The sequence below is a fragment of the Ruegeria atlantica genome, from assembly GCF_013032455.1.
In the GTDB taxonomy this organism is placed as follows: Bacteria; Pseudomonadota; Alphaproteobacteria; order Rhodobacterales; family Rhodobacteraceae; genus Ruegeria; species Ruegeria atlantica_B.
Map to the genome: position 1 here is coordinate 231,397 of NZ_WQCF01000004.1, position 17,446 is coordinate 248,842.

The 17,446-nt window shown below is 57.5% G+C and carries 18 protein-coding genes; 8 read left to right on the forward strand and 10 right to left on the reverse strand.

Annotated elements, in window-relative coordinates:
* Positions 1–52: 52 nt before the first annotated feature.
* The 4 genes from trxB (at position 53) to GOW93_RS09970 (ending at position 5,132) form a co-directional block, all read left to right on the forward strand.
* Complete coding sequence (gene trxB / locus GOW93_RS09955; protein ID WP_170383628.1) at positions 53–994, forward strand: thioredoxin-disulfide reductase; 942 nt, start codon at positions 53–55, stop codon at positions 992–994.
* A 3-nt stretch (positions 995–997) separates the two neighbouring features.
* Positions 998–1,456 carry an RES family NAD+ phosphorylase gene (locus tag GOW93_RS09960; RefSeq protein WP_170383630.1) on the forward strand — a complete coding sequence of 153 codons (459 nt, stop codon included), beginning with the start codon at positions 998–1,000 and terminating at the stop codon, positions 1,454–1,456.
* A gap of 70 nt (positions 1,457–1,526) precedes the next feature.
* The gene (locus tag GOW93_RS09965; protein ID WP_170383632.1) at positions 1,527–3,197 is read left to right on the forward strand and encodes an adenylate/guanylate cyclase domain-containing protein; all 1,671 of its coding nucleotides are present in this window, start codon (positions 1,527–1,529) and stop codon (positions 3,195–3,197) included.
* Between the two features lie 216 nt (positions 3,198–3,413).
* A complete protein-coding gene (locus GOW93_RS09970; protein ID WP_170383633.1) occupies positions 3,414–5,132 on the forward strand; it encodes a bifunctional sulfate adenylyltransferase/adenylylsulfate kinase in 1,719 nt (572 codons plus the stop codon).
* Positions 5,133–5,203: 71 nt separating this feature from the next.
* Here the strand turns inward: GOW93_RS09970 and GOW93_RS09975 are convergent, their stop codons facing one another.
* From GOW93_RS09975 to GOW93_RS09985, 3 genes are all read right to left on the reverse strand, one after another.
* On the reverse strand, positions 5,204–6,082 hold the full coding sequence (locus tag GOW93_RS09975) for a PhzF family phenazine biosynthesis protein (protein WP_170383634.1): 879 nt from the start codon (positions 6,080–6,082) through the stop codon (positions 5,204–5,206).
* Positions 6,083–6,168: 86 nt separating this feature from the next.
* Positions 6,169–6,393 carry a DUF1150 family protein gene (locus GOW93_RS09980; protein ID WP_170383636.1) on the reverse strand — a complete coding sequence of 75 codons (225 nt, stop codon included), beginning with the start codon at positions 6,391–6,393 and terminating at the stop codon, positions 6,169–6,171.
* A 5-nt stretch (positions 6,394–6,398) separates the two neighbouring features.
* Entirely contained in the window at positions 6,399–6,812 is a 414-nt protein-coding gene (locus GOW93_RS09985; protein ID WP_170383638.1) for an Hsp20 family protein, read from the reverse strand.
* A gap of 165 nt (positions 6,813–6,977) precedes the next feature.
* Here GOW93_RS09985 and GOW93_RS09990 point away from each other — a divergent pair, with 165 nt between their 5' ends.
* Complete coding sequence (locus GOW93_RS09990) at positions 6,978–7,202, forward strand: YdcH family protein (protein ID WP_170383640.1); 225 nt, start codon at positions 6,978–6,980, stop codon at positions 7,200–7,202.
* 87 nt (positions 7,203–7,289) lie between these two features.
* On the opposite strand, the gene GOW93_RS09995 is transcribed toward GOW93_RS09990, so the two are convergent.
* A complete protein-coding gene (locus tag GOW93_RS09995; protein WP_170383642.1) occupies positions 7,290–8,675 on the reverse strand; it encodes an FAD-binding oxidoreductase in 1,386 nt (461 codons plus the stop codon).
* Positions 8,676–8,836: 161 nt separating this feature from the next.
* On the opposite strand from GOW93_RS09995, the gene purE reads away from it, so the two are divergent.
* Both purE and GOW93_RS10005 read left to right on the forward strand, forming a co-directional pair.
* On the forward strand, positions 8,837–9,325 hold the full coding sequence (purE, locus tag GOW93_RS10000; RefSeq protein ID WP_170383644.1) for a 5-(carboxyamino)imidazole ribonucleotide mutase: 489 nt from the start codon (positions 8,837–8,839) through the stop codon (positions 9,323–9,325).
* Positions 9,318–10,385 (forward strand): 5-(carboxyamino)imidazole ribonucleotide synthase, encoded by a 1,068-nt coding sequence (locus GOW93_RS10005; protein WP_170383646.1) that lies wholly within the window; start codon positions 9,318–9,320, stop codon positions 10,383–10,385. The genes purE and GOW93_RS10005 overlap by 8 nt, the downstream gene beginning before the upstream one ends.
* Positions 10,386–10,434: 49 nt before the next feature.
* Here GOW93_RS10005 and GOW93_RS10010 read toward each other — a convergent pair whose 3' ends face one another.
* The 6 genes from GOW93_RS10010 to GOW93_RS10035 form a co-directional block, all read right to left on the reverse strand.
* The gene (locus GOW93_RS10010; protein ID WP_170383648.1) at positions 10,435–11,586 is read right to left on the reverse strand and encodes an alpha-D-ribose 1-methylphosphonate 5-triphosphate diphosphatase; all 1,152 of its coding nucleotides are present in this window, start codon (positions 11,584–11,586) and stop codon (positions 10,435–10,437) included.
* Positions 11,583–12,356, reverse strand: a complete 774-nt coding sequence (locus GOW93_RS10015) for an esterase/lipase family protein (protein WP_170383650.1) — start codon at positions 12,354–12,356, stop codon at positions 11,583–11,585. Before GOW93_RS10015 ends, GOW93_RS10010 begins: the two co-directional genes overlap by 4 nt.
* A gap of 38 nt (positions 12,357–12,394) precedes the next feature.
* The gene (locus tag GOW93_RS10020; RefSeq protein WP_170383652.1) at positions 12,395–13,237 is read right to left on the reverse strand and encodes a DMT family transporter; all 843 of its coding nucleotides are present in this window, start codon (positions 13,235–13,237) and stop codon (positions 12,395–12,397) included.
* Between the two features lie 175 nt (positions 13,238–13,412).
* Positions 13,413–15,056 carry a chaperonin GroEL gene (gene groL, locus GOW93_RS10025; protein ID WP_170383654.1) on the reverse strand — a complete coding sequence of 548 codons (1,644 nt, stop codon included), beginning with the start codon at positions 15,054–15,056 and terminating at the stop codon, positions 13,413–13,415.
* Positions 15,057–15,112: 56 nt separating this feature from the next.
* A complete protein-coding gene (gene groES, locus GOW93_RS10030) occupies positions 15,113–15,400 on the reverse strand; it encodes a co-chaperone GroES (protein WP_039523824.1) in 288 nt (95 codons plus the stop codon).
* 152 nt (positions 15,401–15,552) lie between these two features.
* A complete protein-coding gene (locus tag GOW93_RS10035; RefSeq protein ID WP_170383656.1) occupies positions 15,553–16,227 on the reverse strand; it encodes a DUF2161 domain-containing phosphodiesterase in 675 nt (224 codons plus the stop codon).
* 135 nt (positions 16,228–16,362) lie between these two features.
* Here GOW93_RS10035 and GOW93_RS10040 point away from each other — a divergent pair, with 135 nt between their 5' ends.
* On the forward strand, positions 16,363–17,343 hold the full coding sequence (locus GOW93_RS10040) for a TraB/GumN family protein (RefSeq protein ID WP_170383658.1): 981 nt from the start codon (positions 16,363–16,365) through the stop codon (positions 17,341–17,343).
* The last annotated feature ends 103 nt before the right edge of the window (positions 17,344–17,446 follow it).

A 17,446-nucleotide genomic window follows, 5' to 3' on the forward strand; every position in this document is an offset into this window, starting at 1 on the left:
CCATCCGCTAAGGGCCAAGTGCCCACATCAGGCAGATCGAGTTGGGGGTACCATGGCCGAAACACGTCACACTAAGGTTCTGATCATTGGGTCGGGACCGGCCGGTTATACTGCGGGTGTTTACGCAAGCCGCGCGATGCTGGAGCCTATTCTGGTGCAGGGTATCGAACCTGGTGGTCAGCTGACCACCACCACAGATGTCGAGAATTACCCCGGCTTTACCGAAGTTCAGGGCCCTGATTTGATGGTCAAGATGCAGGACCACGCAAAGGCGATGGGCTGCGAAGTGATCGGCGACATCATAAGCGATCTGGACGTCAGCAAGCGCCCCTTCACCGCTAAAGGTGACAATGGCACAACCTACACCGCTGACGCAGTCATTCTAGCCACCGGTGCCCGCGCCAAATGGCTGGGCCTGCCGTCGGAAGAGAAGTTCAAGGGCTTTGGCGTGTCTGCTTGCGCCACCTGCGACGGCTTCTTCTATCGTGGACAAGAGATCGTCGTGATCGGCGGCGGCAACACCGCCGTGGAAGAAGCACTGTTCCTGACCAACTTCGCCAGCAAAGTCACCCTGATCCATCGTCGCGATGAACTGCGCGCCGAAAAGATCCTGCAGGACCGTCTGCTAAAACATGAAAAGATCGAACCGATGTGGTTCCATGAGCTGGAAGAAGTCGTCGGCACCGATGCGCCTCTGGGTGTCGAGGGCGTGCGCGTCAAGAATGTGAAAACCGGCGAAATCACCGAGATCCCCTGTAAGGGCGTATTCGTGGCCATCGGCCATGCCCCGGCCAACGAGTTGGTAAAGGAATCGCTGGAAACCCATATGGGTGGTTACGTCGTGACAAAGCCAGGCTCGACCGAGACTTCGGTGCCGGGTGTGTTCGCAGCAGGCGACCTGACCGACCACATTTACCGCCAGGCCGTCACCAGCGCCGGTATGGGCTGCATGGCCGCGCTGGATGCCGAAAAGTTCCTGGCTGAGAACGAGTAAGCGATGCTGAACTTCTCCGGCCCAGTCTGGAGAATTCTGTATCAGTCACAAATCGCCGCCCCTTTGGCCGCCGCACAGGCACCTGAGGGGCGCTTTCATCATTCGGGACAAGCCGCGCTTTACTGCTCGCTCAGTGCCGAGGGAGCCGGCGTCGCCATCAGGCGTTATGTCTGTGCGAACGATCCACCGCGGGTATTGCAACGCGCCCAGGTTTCAAACGCAAGACTGGTCGATCTGCGCGGTCAACCCGGCGCCTCGATTGTCTGGCAGGACATCCGCGAACAGCAAGGAACGTCGCCGAAATGGAGCTATTCCGACAGCGCCCGCGACATTGGGGCTGACGGCCTGATGTACAGTTCACGGACCCGCCCCGAGCTTAGCCACATCGTACTTTTCGAATTCACTTCCGCCCTGATCCGCGCAGACACTCTGGCCATACCCTGGTCTCCACCCTACCTATAGCCACGAGCTTGACCCGCTCGTGCAGCCGTATCAGACTCGGGGATAAGCAAAGCGAATGCAGGTGGCTTGATTGAAAAGCGTGTTATGGCAAGGCGGGTGGACAACCCGGCTGAGGATCACCAGCGGCCTGGTCCTGTTCACATTTGCATTCTTTCATTTCATCAATATCGGGCTGGGTCTGTTTCACACTGACTATCTGCACGGCATGCAGGATGGCCGCCACGCCATTACCCGGCATGATCTGGGCAGCGTGATCCTGTATCTCGCGCTATTTGTTCATGCCGGACTGGCCCTCTATTCCATCAGTCAGCGCCGGACGCTGCGAATGCCGTTCGCCGTGGCGTCACAAGTTGTTCTGGGGCTTCTGATTCCGCTGCAATTGATCTCGCACATCGTGCACACGCGCTATGCCCACGAAATCTACAACGTCAATGACGAGATGGGCTATATCATCATTCTTATGTGGCCCAACTCTGCAATCTGGATGCAGAGTCTTCTGCTGCTGGTCGTTTGGGTCCACAGCTGTATTGGCTTGCACATGTGGCTACGGCTGACTCAATGGTGGCCCAGAATGGTGCCCTATCTGATCGGCCTGGCGGTGTTTATACCGTCATTCGCGCTGGCCGGGTTGCTGACCGAAGGGCGGCGTATTTGGGCCGACTTCGCCGATCCATTCCTGCGCGATCAATATATCGAACACTATAATTGGCCGTCGCCCGAGGCGTTTCAGACCATGTTCAGTGTCAAAAACAATGCTCTGGCTGCATTTGCGGTGGCTTTGGGGGTTTCACTGGCTGTCTTTTTCATCCGCAAGCTGTGGCGTCGGCGTCATTCGGTAAGAGTGAAATATGTCGATGGCCCCGAGATCGTGGCAGAAAAGGGCATGACTCTGCTTGAGATTTCGCAGGCCAACAGCATTCCACATACATCTCTGTGCGGGGGCAAGGGGCGTTGCACCACTTGCCGCGTGATCATCGAAGATGGCGGCGACACACTTCCCACCCCCAGCGATGTCGAGGCTCGCAGCCTTGCAGCCGTCAGCGCCCCCGAAGGCGCGCGGCTGGCCTGTCAAATTCGCCCAACAGAACCGATCACAGCGTTCCGAATGTTCCGCCCGGATGGAGGGCGCAGCCGGGCACATGCCAGTCAGGGGCAGGAACGCGAACTGGCGGTTTTGTTTCTGGACATGCGCGGTTTCACATCTCGAACGACCGGCCAGTTGCCCTATGACATCGTGTTCCTGCTGAACCGATTTTTTGATGCGATTGTCCCCGCGATCACAGCAGATGGCGGGGTGGTCGACAAATACATGGGCGACGGGTTGCTGGCAGTGTTCGAAACCTCAAGCTCGGAAAGTTCGGCAAAGGCAGCACTGCAGGCTGCTGCTGATGTCAGCCGCGCCCTGGACCGCTTTAATAAACAGCTTGAAACCGAAGGCAGCCCACGCATCCGTATTGGCATGGGCCTGCACCTGGGCGATCTAGTGTTGGGTGAAATTGGTGCCGATGGAAATTCTGCCCGCACCATCATTGGCGACGCAGTCAATGTGGCCAGCCGCTTGGAAAGCGAGACCAAGGCGCTTGGTGTGGAACTATTGGTGTCGGTGGAACTGCTGCACGCTGCGGGTCATGAAGGCGACCTGAGTAACATGCGTTCCTTTACGCTTCGCGGCGTTAACCAGCCGGTCTCGGCCCTTCCGCTGGCTGACGCTTCCGAACTTGCCGTGCATTGGGCCACATAAGAACACACGCACAAAATTTAGCCGATTGCCGCGCATCAACGGGAATATGGTCGCGAAAAACCGCACATGGCGGAAAATCCTTCCAATCCCAGCAAAAACCGCGCATATCGTCCTTTGTTTAGTAAATGTATATGGACTTCGACCTTCAGCCGAGGCACATGCGCCTCAAACACCTCTGAATCACCGGTAGAACCGCACTTCGACAAGAGTATTCCTATGACGATGTTAAGCAATCTGGCCCCGATCCCCGAACTGTACGTTTCGTACGAGTCGGCCCAGAAACTAAAAGTAGAAGCCGCCGACTTGACCAGCTGGGATCTGAGCCCGCGTCAGATCTGCGATCTGGAACTGTTGATGAACGGCGGGTTCAACCCGCTCAAGGGCTTCCTGTCCGAGGCCGACTACGACGGCGTCGTCGAAAATATGCGTCTGGCCGACGGCACCCTTTGGCCGATGCCCATCACCCTGGACGTCAGTGAAGATTTTGCCGAAAGCATCGAGCTGGGACAGGACATCGCCCTGCGCGATCAGGAAGGTGTCATCCTCGGCACCATGACCGTGACCGACCGCTGGACCCCGAACAAGGCCCGCGAGGCGGAGAATGTCTTTGGCGCTGATGACGATGCGCACCCGGCGGTGAACTATCTGCACAACGTGGCTGGCAAGGTTTATCTGGGTGGTCCCGTTGTGGGCATCCAGCAACCTGTCCATTATGACTTCCGCGGTCGCCGCGACACTCCGAACGAACTGCGCGCTTATTTCCGCAAACTGGGCTGGCGCCGCATTGTCGCGTTCCAAACCCGCAACCCGCTGCACCGCGCGCACCAGGAATTGACCTTCCGCGCCGCCAAAGAGGCACAGGCCAACCTGCTGATCCATCCGGTTGTCGGCATGACCAAACCGGGCGATGTCGACCACTTTACCCGCGTGCGCTGCTACGAAGCCGTTCTGGACAAATACCCGGCGTCGACCACCTCGATGTCGCTGCTGAACCTGGCCATGCGCATGGCTGGCCCGCGCGAGGCAGTCTGGCATGGGCTGATCCGCGCAAACCATGGCTGCACACACTTCATCGTTGGCCGCGATCACGCTGGTCCGGGCAAAAACTCTGCTGGTGAAGATTTCTATGGCCCCTATGACGCGCAGGATCTGTTCCGGCAGTTCCAGGACGAGATCGGCGTTGAAATGGTCGACTTCAAGCACATGGTTTATGTGCAGGAACGCGCCCAGTACGAGCCCAATGACGAGATCGCCGACAAGGATAACGTGACAATCCTGAACATCTCGGGCACCGAATTGCGCCGCCGTCTGCGCGAAGGTCTGGAAATCCCTGAGTGGTTTTCTTTCCCCGAAGTGGTCTCAGAACTGCGCCGCACGTCTCCGCCCCGCGCGGAACAAGGCTTTACCGTGTTCTTCACCGGTTTTTCGGGTTCGGGCAAATCCACCATCGCCAACGCACTTATGGTCAAGCTAATGGAGATGGGCGGCCGTCCGGTGACACTGCTGGATGGTGACATCGTTCGTAAGAACCTGTCCTCGGAACTGGGTTTCTCGAAAGAGCACCGCGACCTGAACATCCGCCGCATCGGTTACGTGGCCTCGGAAATCACCAAGAACGGCGGTATCGCCATCTGTGCGCCGATCGCGCCATATGCCACCACCCGCCGCGCGGTGCGCGAAGACATCGAACAGTTCGGTGCCTTCTGCGAAGTCCACGTTGCGACCAGCATCGAGGAATGCGAACGTCGTGACCGCAAGGGCCTCTACAAACTGGCACGTGAGGGCAAGATCAAGGAATTCACCGGCATCTCGGACCCTTATGATGTGCCCCAGAACCCCGAGCTGAGCGTCGAAACCGAAAATGTCGACGTCGACAACTGCGCCCATCAGGTGCTGCTCAAGCTGGAAAGCATGGGCCTGATCGCAGGCTCTTAAACGCTACTTACATTTTGCAAACGGCCTCCGGTTTTCGGGGGCCGTTTTCATTTACTGCCATTTGGTGATTTTTACACCGGCAAATCTACTTCGCCACGCATCAACACATGGCCGCGACCTGCCACCTTGATGCCGGTCATGGCATCAGCAGGGCCGACACGCGTGACGACTGCCTGACCGGGGCGCCCCAAATCGTGGCCCTGCTCGGCTATGAAACTGTCTTTTGGCATCAAACCGTATTTCCACAGATAGGCCGCCATCGCGCCGGTTGCTGATCCGGTAAACGGGTCTTCGGGCGGGCTGGGCGGCGCCATAAGCAGGCGCGAGAATGTATCACTTGCCTCAGTCGCGCCTTTCAGCGTCACCAGGAAAGGTTCTGCCATATCCGACCCCGAATAGCCGGCTTTCGCAGCTATCTTGGGAAGTGCGTCAACATTCAGCTTTGCTGCACGCAAAGCGTGATGATCGCGCAGAACGGTAATGCAGAAGGGCAAGCCAGTAGATACAAATTGCGGCGGAGAGATTATCGCGTCCTCAGGAAGATTGACGGCAGTTGCCACCAGACCGGCCGGGACAAGATCGCCGAATTGCGGCGCGACTTGCGTCATCTCAATCTCATCCCCTTGCAGACGGATTGTGACGATCCCGGCATTCGTCTCCAGTGTCAGTGCATCGCCTTCGAACTGGCCACGAGAGCGCATCGCTGCCACGGTTGCAATGGTGGGATGCCCAGCGAAAGGAATCTCCTTACTGGCCAGAAAATAGCGCACCCGTATATCCGCCACATCGGAAGGCCCGGTGAAGGTGCATTCGACCAAAGAGGTTTCACGCACATACGCCGTGCAGATATCCTCGGGCAGAATCGCTCCGCCATGAACCACGGCACAGCCATTTCCGCCAAATGCGTGGTCACTAAAGGCGTCTACCCAGTCAAAGTCAAACCAGCTCATGTGTCGCCCCTTTTAGATATGCGAACCGCTAAATGTCCGCATTTCTCGCCTGCGGGGCGACAGTTGTCACGGGGAAATCCTATGGATCAGTGCACGGCAACCGGAGAAAAGTCGTGCTCGCGCGCCAGAACGAATGCCAGCTTGCGATCGGCGACCAGCGCCAGCTGCTGACCGTCGGAATCATGGACCGCATAAAGCTGATCCAGATCACCGGCCTGCTCTCGCACTTCCCGAGGCAGATCAGCAACGTCGACTGCTTTTACATAGACGATCCGATTGCCTTCGGCTTTCAGTTCGATCGGTGTATTCATAGCTCTCACCCCTTCTTTATGTTGATCGTTTGCACCACGGTTTCAGGTATGGCGCGGGTCAGATCCACATGCAGCAGACCATTTTCCATGATCGCCTCGCCCACTTCGACACCATCGGCCAGTACAAACATGCGCTGGAACTGACGCGCCGCGATGCCGCGATGCAGGAATATGCGCCCCTCGCTGTCGTCACGTTGGCGGCCCCGTATCACCAATTGGCGATCCTCGATCGTGATCGACAGATCCTGTTCAGCAAACCCGGCCACTGCCAAGGTAATGCGATACGAAAAGTCCGAGGTCTGTTCGATGTTATAGGGCGGGTATCCTTCGTTGCCAGCCTTTGCAGACCGCTCCAGAAGGCGTTCCAACTGCTCGAACCCCAAAAGATGCGGGTATGAGCCAAGAGTAAGTTTTGACACGTATTATCGTCCTTTATTGCCAAAGCGACGTGTGATGCGGTCCCAATTCTGGCAACCGCGTACAGTAGAATATGGGAATATGCAGGGATGTCCACAAGGTCTGGCCGGATAAACCCTGACACACTATCTTGTGTGGTAAGCACCACAACAAATACTGAGTCGCCTATGAACGCGCCCACCGATCTTTCGATGAAAACAGACGAGGTTTTACGGGTTGAGCTGGAGGTTTTCCGCCGCCAACACCGTGATCTGGATGAAGCGATCGAGGCGCTACAAGCCACTGGTACGGCCGATCAGCTGACAGTCAAGCGGCTGAAAAAGCAGAAACTTCGTTTGAAAGACATTATTCGCCTGATCGAAGACCGCCTGACGCCTGATATCATTGCCTAATATACCCACTATCGGGGAAATGGCCTGAGCGTTACGCCCACCCAACCAAAATTGGGTGAGCCTTATTCAGAAATTGCAGGGCTTTAGTCAGGGTGCAATATTTGCGTTTGCGCTGAAGAAGTTGGTTGGATCATATTTCCGTTTAACCTCCTTCAACTGGCTCAGATTTTCACCAAAAGCTGTTTCTATCGCACTGTCCTCGTCGGCACCCAGATAGTTCAGATAGGTTCCCCCTGTTGAAAACGGCTTCATCGCGTCATGCATCGTGCGTGCCCACGCAATTTGATCCGCATCGTCGGATGGGTCCGTCCAAAGCGGCAATATTGCGATCAAGTAGTCATGACCCCGTTGTGCAAAGGCGTTGTCCCCATTCATTTTGGATTTCGCCGCCCCGGCGCAATGTTCAATCAGAATACCTGAGCCAGGAATGGTCATACCTTTGGACTGCGCAACAATAGTGTCGATTGCTTCGTCAGGCAGCGCGTTTAGGTATGCTGATTTCCAATAATTCCGACTGCCGGGGCCATAGGCTGCATCCAGCATGGATTGCATGGCCGGGAATGGCATTTCCTGTACGTCAGCAACCAAAGGCTCACCGATTTCCGTCAAGGGTTGAATCGCCTGACGCCCTGCTTCCTTGTCGTCGCCGATCCAGCACGGCACCAATGCAATCAGCGGTGTTCCATCCGGCCCCCAAAGCAGCGCAGAGTAAACGGTTAGTTCATCTGGAGCCCGAGACATAATATCCCGATAACCTCGAAGGATTTCTGGCGCCGCGTCACGCGGGTACGCGATCATGCCACCCAACACGGTGGAAAGAGGGTAGGCCTTATACAGAAAAGACGTGACCACTCCGAAATTGCCGCTGCCACCGCAAATTCCCCAGTAAAGATCGGGGTTGCTGTTTGCGCTGGCTGTTCTGATCGACCCATCCGCCGTGACGACCTCGGCTTCGATGACATTGTCACAGGCCGGACCGTATTTGCGCGCCAGCCACCCGAATCCTCCGCCAGTTGTCAGGCCGCCGATCCCGGTCTGCGAAACAACGCCCAAAGGTACGGCGAGGCCGTGCTGATGCGTTTCACGATCCACGTCGCCCAACAATGCACCGCCCTGCGCTCGCACAGTCTGGGCGTCCGGGTCGACATGCACAGCGCGCATGTTCGATAGATCAATGACAAGCCCGTCATCGCAGACCGCCCGACCACCCACATTGTGACCACCCCCTCTGACTGAGACCAGTATGTTGTTGGAAATTGCAAACCTGGCCGCGGCTGAAACATCGGCGGTGCCTTGACACCGCAGAATGGCACCAGGGTGTTTATCGATCAACGCATTCCAAATGCTGCGCGCATTGTCGTACTCGGCGTCACCGGGCAAAATGAAATCCCCCCGAATTTGCGTCCTGAACTCTTCAATACGGTCTTGCGGCACGGGCTCACCAGCCCGGTTCTTCAATACTGCAACTGTCATGGGTTCCTCCTCGGGGAATAAAATCCCGAGGCAATCATACACTATTTTGAATGTATTTTCAGCCGACCGCCAAAAGGGCTTTAGAGCACCCATACCGCATTGCCTACGGGACCGATTTGGCTATAGTGCGCGCTCTTTCTGAACGGCAGGGACGCAAGCGGATGAGCGATGTGAAAGTGGGGATCATCATGGGCAGCCAGTCAGACTGGCCCACGATGAAAGAAGCCGCAAAAATTCTGGATGAGTTGGGCATTGCGTATGAAAAACGCATCGTCTCAGCGCACCGCACCCCCGACCGCTTGTGGGACTACGGCAAAACCGCCGCATCCCGTGGTTTGCACGTTATTATTGCTGGTGCCGGAGGTGCCGCACACCTGCCTGGCATGATGGCCTCGAAAACGCGGGTGCCGGTGATTGGCGTCCCCGTGCAGACGCGCGCGCTGTCCGGTGTGGACTCGCTGTATTCCATCGTTCAGATGCCCAAAGGCTTTCCAGTGGCGACCATGGCGATTGGATCTGCCGGCGGTGCCAACGCGGGCCTGATGGCCGCCGGTATTCTGGCCCTGCAGGACGAAGCTCTGGCCCAGCGTTTGGACGCTTGGCGCGATGCGCTGTCGGCCTCAATCCCTGAGGAGCCTGTCGATGAGTGAAGCACTACAACCTGGCGCAAAGATCGGTATACTGGGTGGTGGTCAGCTGGGCCGGATGCTTTCCGTAGCAGCGGCTCGACTGGGGTTTGTAACGCATATTTACGAACCGGGCGCCAACCCACCTGCGGGTCAAGTGGCCGACCGCGTAACCACTGCCGCCTATGACGATGCCGACGCGTTGCAGGCGTTTGCCGAGTCAGTCGATGTAATCACTTATGAATTCGAGAACATCCCAACCGAAGCGCTGGATGTTCTTGAAGCCCATCGCCCGATCCGTCCAGGGCGCGAGGCGCTGCGGGTCAGTCAGGATCGACTGACCGAAAAGAACTTTCTGCAAGGGTTGGGCCTGAACACCGCACCTTTTGCCGATATAACCGATCTGGACAGCCTGAACGCTGCAATTGAGCAGATCGGCACGCCTGCCATTTTGAAAACCCGTCGTTTTGGCTATGATGGGAAAGGTCAGGCCCGACTGCGCGCTCCTGAGGATGCCGAGAGCGCACTGGCAGATATGGCCGGTGCACCGGCGATCCTAGAAGGGTTTGTTGATTTCAGCCACGAGGTTTCAATCATCGCGGCCCGCGGCCTGGACGGTCAGGTTGCCTGTTTCGATCCTGGCGAGAATGTCCACCGTGACGGCATCCTGCATACCACGACAGTCCCCGCCCGCCTACGCCCCGCGCAGCGCACCGATGCGGTCCTGCTGGCCGCAAATATCCTGAACGCGCTGGACTATGTCGGGGTGATGGGGGTTGAGCTGTTTGTGACGCCCGGTGGTTTGATCGTGAATGAGATCGCACCACGGGTGCATAATTCAGGCCACTGGACGCAGAACGGTTGTGCTGTGGACCAATTCGAGCAGCATATCCGCGCAGTGGTCGGGTGGCCCTTGGGCGACGGACAACGCCATTCGGATGTGGTCATGGAGAACCTGATTGGTTCCGATATGGACCGCGTTCCCGAGCTGGCACAGGAACGTGACGTGGCCCTGCATCTATATGGTAAGGCCGAGGTCAAGTCTGGCCGGAAGATGGGGCATTTCAATCGTATTTCGCGCTAGCGCGCGATGCCTCCGGCGGGAGTATTTGAGTAAAGATGAAGCTGCGGGTTCAAGCCATGAACCGCGCTGCGATATCTCCGGCCATGTAGCTGACGCGCCCGCCCGCCAATGTGGCGGCAACACGATGTGTGGCGGCATCCAGGATCACCAAATCGGCGCGCTTGCCAGAGGCAAGCGTGCCGCGGTCCATCAAGCCAAGTACGCGTGCTGGGCCGGATGACACCAATGCCCAGGCGCCAGCCATATCCATCAATCCCGACTTGGCTAACATCAATGCGGCTCGGCGCGGGCTGGGATAGTGGTAATCCGAAGCCAACGCATCGCAATATCCCATTGTGATCAGATCCAGCGCACTGGCATTTCCCTTGTGCGATCCACCTCGTACGACGTTGGGCGAGCCGAGGATAATGTAATCACCGGCAGAGCGGGCAGCTTCGGCGGCCTCGATCGTTTCGGGGAATTCGGCTATTTGCGCCCCGCGTGCGCGCCATTCGGAGCGTGTCTGGGCAGTAGCGTCGTCATGGCTCCCCATGCGGACCCCTTGTGCAGCTAAAGTTGTGCAAAGGTCATCCAATGCGGCAGGGACCTCGGCGTTGCGGGCATGCATGGACAGAAGCAACTCAAAATGCGCATCCGGGTTTCGCCCCGCTTTCAACGCCTGCCCTGTCAAGCGCGGCGGCTTGCGCCCTTCGGCCAAACGGTCATGCGGTAGATGATTGTTGAACACGATATAAGGTACTTTCCAGGCTGCAATACGCTCGGGCAGGCCCGCGTAGTCGTCCAGCATATGCGTTTCAAACCGCAGCTGGGGCATCAGGTCGGTGACAACTCGATCCTTGACCGAGGCGATCGCGTCAAAAACCTGCCCAGCAAATTCGGGGCCGCGCACGCCGCCCTCCCAGCTATGGAATTGGGCCAATACAGCGGTGGTTATGCCATTGGCGGCCAGCTCGGCCTCGACCGAAAGAATACCTTCATTCATCTGCTTCATTGCCCCACGGCGAGGCGCGATGTGGCGCTCGAACCCGTCACCGTGCAAGTCGATGATACCGGGCAGGACAAGGTAGCCTGACAGATCGATTTGACGCCCAATCCGGTCGGCCTGAATGATGCCGTCGGCAAACGGCAGATCGACAGGCACAAGACCTTTTTCCGGCTTCAGCACCTCTGCGCCAGTCAGGGTCAGGTTCAATGCGGTCAATGCGATGGCTCCGAAGCAGGTTCCGAGCAGTCCTGCCCGATGCAAATTTCGTCGATGACATCCATCACCCCGTCCAGCCAGGTTATTTGGGGATCAAATTGACCGTACTCGATGAAATGCAGCGCTTGGGCCATCACACGGGGATTGTTCATCATGAATGTGTGGGTGACCGGCAGAACGATGTGATCCTTCATCCCATCAACCTTTGTGGTCTGGACCGAGACCTTGCCGTCATCCTTCCCGTCGATCAGGGAGGAAAACAACGGGTTCAGCGAATTTTCACCGGCGATAACACCCACCTCGAAATCGACCGGGGGCAGCTTGCCCGGTATGCCCTCTGGGCCTGTGCCCAATGCCAGACCGGCAGGGCCGTTCAACATGCCGAAGACTTCATATGCGCCCAATTCGTCGACCAGCTGACTGCCCTGGTTCGGCGGGCCAAGCATGACCACACGCCCCAATTTTTCTGGATGATGGTCCTGCAGCCAATAGCGCAACAAGATGCCCCCCATCGAATGTGCCACCACATTCACTGTATCGTCGCCGCAGCCCGCGAAGGCGTCTGGAAGCGTCTGCTCGGCCAGTTCTGGGATTGGCAGGTCGGTCGACGGATACCCCGGACGAACAACTGAATATCCATGCGCCTGAAACAGCTGCTCCATGACGGTAAAAGAGGCCTCAGTTCGCGCCAGCCCGTGCAACAGCACCACGCATTTCGCATGGACCACTGCGGGAACAAGGAACAAAAACAAGGCGACCAGATATCTCATAGCCGCCAAATAAGCGCTAACCACCGGTGATGAAACCCCTAGCGCGGTTTCAAGCGCAGGACGGCCAGCGCAATCCCGCCCAGAACCAGCGCTGCACCCAGAACCAGGCGCAAGCTGATGGCCTCTCCCAACAAAGTAACTCCACCGAGAATGGCAATGATCGGTACGCTGAGTTGAACCACGGCCGCTGTCGTTGGTGCCAGCAGCGGCAGCACACGGTACCAAAGCGCATATCCCATCCCAGAGGTAACGCTGCCTGAAATCATGGCGAGGAAGCAGCCAAAACCGGTCATCTGCCAATCCCCTCCAAGTACCAGAAGGGACAGTGCAGTGACCGGCAGCGCGACAACAAAATTGGCAGCCGTCCCGGCCAAAGCGTCCGGCTCTGATCGTCCGACTAGGGAATAGACGCCCCACCCCACCCCGGCGGCGGTCATCAAGGCTGCCCCCGTCAAATCCACCTGCACGGTGCCCGCGGGCCAAAGCACATAAGCCAACCCCGCCAACGCGATCATAGCGCCAGCCAACTGTCGGGCAGTAGGGTTATTGCCTGTCAACGACGTCACCATGAACATAGTGATCTGCACCACCCCGAACAGGATCAAAGCGCCCAGCCCGGCATCCAGCGTCAGGTAGGCAACGGAAAAACCGATCATATAGAGCGACAACGCCCCCGCCCCTGCAATTCTGCGCCTATTGCGCAGCGGCAGATGCCCAGCCTTAAACCAGACAAGAACTGCCAGTACCACGGCACCGGCCAATACCCTCACAACAGCAAAGCCCGCAGGATCGCTGGCCCCGCTTTCAATAGCCAGACGGTTCAGGATCGAATTCGCCGCAAAGGCGCACATAGTCAGAGCGGTGAGCAGGAACAGCTTCATATCAACCGCATAGCGCTTTCGACCTGCTTTGCACATACACTTTGCTGCACAAGACGATCCGCGCTTCATCTTTTCAAAAATACTCCTGCCAGAGGCATGGCCGCGAAGCGGGCATTCAAAAAGAAACGGGGCCGCCCGAAGGCGACCCCGATCATAAGCCTATGGCTTAAGCAGCTTACATCATGCCGCCCATGCCGCCCATGTCGGGCATGCCGCCACCAGGTGCCGCGCCTTCTTTGGCCGGACGATCTGCAACCATTGCTTCGGTGGTGACCAGCAGGCCAGCAACCGATGCCGCATCTTCCAGAGCGGTACGGACAACTTTGGCCGGGTCGATCACACCGAACGAGAACATGTCGCCATATTCTTCGGTCTGAGCGTTGAAGCCAAAGGCTGCGTCAGCGGATTCACGGACTTTGCCCGCAACAACCGCACCGTCAACACCTGCGTTCTCAGCGATCTGGCGCAGCGGCGCTTCGATTGCCTTGCGAACGATGTTGATACCGGCGTTCTGGTCAGCGTTTGCACCTTCCAGAGTTTCCAGTGCTTTACCGGCCTGAACCAGCGCAACACCACCGCCAACAACAACGCCTTCCTGAACAGCAGCGCGCGTTGCGTTCAGAGCATCGTCCACACGGTCCTTACGCTCTTTCACTTCCACTTCGGTCATGCCGCCGACGCGGATAACGGCAACACCGCCTGCCAGTTTGGCAACGCGCTCTTGCAGCTTCTCGCGGTCGTAGTCCGACGAGGTTTCTTCGATCTGAGTGCGGATTTGAGCAACACGTGCTTCGATCTCGGCTTTCTCGCCAGCACCGTCGACGATGGTGGTTTCGTCTTTGGTGATCTCGATCTTCTTGGCGGTACCCAGCATGTCCATGGTGACGGACTCGAGCTTCATGCCCAGATCTTCCGAGATGACCTGACCACCGGTCAGGATCGCGATGTCCTGCAGCATGGCTTTACGGCGATCGCCGAAGCCCGGTGCTTTGACAGCAGCAATTTTCAGGCCGCCGCGCAGTTTGTTGACAACCAGAGTTGCCAGCGCTTCGCCTTCAACGTCTTCCGCGATGATCAGCAGCGGCTTTTGCGACTGGATCACCTGCTCGAGCAGCGGAACCATCGGCTGCAGCGAGGACAGTTTCTTTTCGTGCAGCAGGATCATGCAGTCGTCGAGTTCTGCGATCATCTTGTCTGCGTTGGTGACAAAGTAAGGCGACAGGTAGCCACGGTCGAACTGCATACCTTCGACAACATCGGTCTCGGTTTCCAGACCTTTGTTTTCTTCGACGGTGATAACGCCTTCGTTGCCAACCTTCTGCATCGCGTCTGCGATCTGCTGGCCAATTTCGGCTTCGCCGTTGGCCGAGATGGTGCCAACCTGAGCAACTTCGGCCGAGTCTTTGACTTCGCGCGAAGCGTCTTTGATGCCTTCAACAACCTTGGCAGTTGCCAGGTCGATGCCGCGCTTCAGGTCCATCGGGTTCAGGCCAGCAGCAACCTGCTTCAGACCTTCGCGAACGATGGCTTGTGCCAGAACGGTTGCGGTGGTGGTGCCGTCGCCGGCTTCGTCATTGGTGCGGCTGGCGACTTCTTTCACCATCTGCGCGCCCATGTTTTCGAACTTGTCTTCCAGTTCGATTTCCTTGGCAACCGATACACCATCTTTGGTGATGCGCGGTGCGCCGAAGGATTTGTCCAGAACCACGTTGCGGCCTTTGGGGCCCAGGGTCACTTTAACAGCATCGGCCAGGATGTTCACACCTGCCAGCATGCGGTTACGGGCATCGGTGTCGAACTTGACGTCCTTTGCAGCCATGTCGTTTCTCCTTGAGAAATATGTTAGGAATGAAGATCAGAGTGAAGCGCGCAGGCTTACTCGATGATCCCCATGATGTCGCTTTCTTTCATCATCAGCAGCTCTTCGCCGTTGACCTGAACCTCGGTGCCCGACCATTTGCCGAACAGGATCTTGTCGCCAGCTTTAACAGCCATTGCGATCAGCTCGCCGCTGTCCTTGCGTGCGCCTTCGCCGGTTGCAACGACTTCGCCTTCGCTGGGCTTTTCTTTTGCACTGTCAGGAATGATCAGGCCGCCTGCGGTTTTTTCTTCGCTTTCGGTACGGCGAACCAACACGCGGTCATGAAGCGGTTTCAATGCCATCTTTGCAGCTCCTTGGGCTCAAAGTTTATTTATCCTCCCCTCGCCGGCCGGCGAGGCATTAGCACTCGACCCTTGCGAGTGATAACGACGAATAGCTAGGGAGTCTGCCACCCCGAGTCAACAACCTGTGACGGATTTTTTGGCAATCGGCTTCAGTCGGCCGATTCCCAGCTGTAAGCCCAGTGTTTCAGCCCATCCCGACCGGCCTCGGTCAGGGTATAAATACCCTTTTCAACCTTACCGAACCAGCCGTAGTGGTTTTCTCGCATCAGACGGGTTGCCGCAGCGACACCCGTAGCTTTGGCAACGTCGGCCCCTTTTGTGGCCCCGCTCTCAGCCAGATGGGCTGCGCACTTCAACGCATCCTGACGGTAGGCCGTGACGATCCCATGCCGCGTGGCCCCACCCGCATTGGGATCACCCTCCAAGCGATCAAATTCACGCAGCAGCCGGGCGGCCTTGGCCTTGTTTTTGCGCGGCGCGTAGGGGCCAGGGTCGCACTGAACCTCAACCACGCCATCTGCGCGAACGGTGATCAGCCCAAGACCCAAACGTCTGCACAATGCCAGATTATCCTTCAACGCCCGTCGGGCCGTGCGACCCTTGGGTTTACAAACTGCAATATAAACCTGATCGGTCATTTTCAGCCGCGTTATCGCCTGATGAAACAGCGCCAGAGAAAACCGTAGCTTGAGTTCTACGATCACCGGCTCTTCCCCGGTCCGAACGGCAACAATATCGGCAGCGCCGACCTCGCCTTTGACGGTATAGCCCTGACGCTCTAACAGCGCTTTGATGGGGGGATAAAGGTCCTGCTCACGCTCCATGTCTGCATGCTAGGCGATTTGTTGTGGAATGCCAGACACAGATAGGCCGGACATCACAGCAAGTTGCTTGAACCAGCGCCACGGCCACGGCAAGGTCACAGTAAATATCATTTCTAAGTTCACTGGATGGCCCTGATGCGTATTTTGTTCCTTTTCATTTTTTTGTTCTTGCCAATCAGCGCCTATGCGGCCTGCGAAGGCCGCGACCTTAGGGCGGATCTGACACCCGAGCTAAAGGCCGAGATTGAACAGGCGCTGGCCGACACCCCATTTCCCGAAGGCAATCATTGGACCGCGACCAAAGGCGACACTGTTCTGCATCTGATCGGGACACTTCACAGCAACGATCCACGCATGGATGCTGTGGTCGAGCGTCTGACACCTGCGCTCAGCCAAGCCGACGCATTTTTCTTCGAAGTCACCGAAGACGAATTGACAGCCTTTGAAAAGAGCCTTGCCAGCGATCTTAGCCCAGTTCTGATCACTTCGGGGCCGACTCTGATCGATATGATGCCAGAAGAGGACTGGACCGCCCTTTCAGCCGGACTGGCCGAGCGTGGAATCCCAAGCTGGATGGCCGCCAAAATGCGCCCTTGGTTTCTTAGCATGATGCTGGGCATTCCCCCCTGCATGATGCAGGACCCCAACGCCAAACACGGGATGGACGCACGCCTGACCGATCTGGCCGAAGAACACAGCATTCCACAGTACTCGTTAGAGGAAATTGACGATCTGATGGCCATGTTCGACAGCCACCCCATTGAGAAACAGGTGCAGTCCCTTGTCCGGATGGCCGGAGCGTTTGAGGGTAGCGAAGATCAGTTGGCGACCATGGCCAATGCCTATATCGAAGAGCAGCACGGCCAGATCATTCAACTGGCACGCCTTCAGGGGCGCGATGCGTCCGGCCTATCGCAAGAGGACTTTGATGAGGAGTGGGCCGGGTTCGAGCAGCAGCTTCTTGTCGGGCGGAACAACAACTGGATGAAACACATTCTGGATATCCAAGATCAGACCGCGGTGATCGCGGTAGGTGCAGGACATCTGGGCGGAGAGCACGGGCTTCTGAACCAGCTGCAGCAAGCCGGGTACACTCTGACCCGCGCCCCATTCTGAGCGTGTCCGCCAAATATCAGACCAACCGTCGCAGCCTGATCACTGCCGGGTGACAACCCCGGCAGAGCGCCCTATAAGGCGCGCAAATTTATCATCCTCAGGA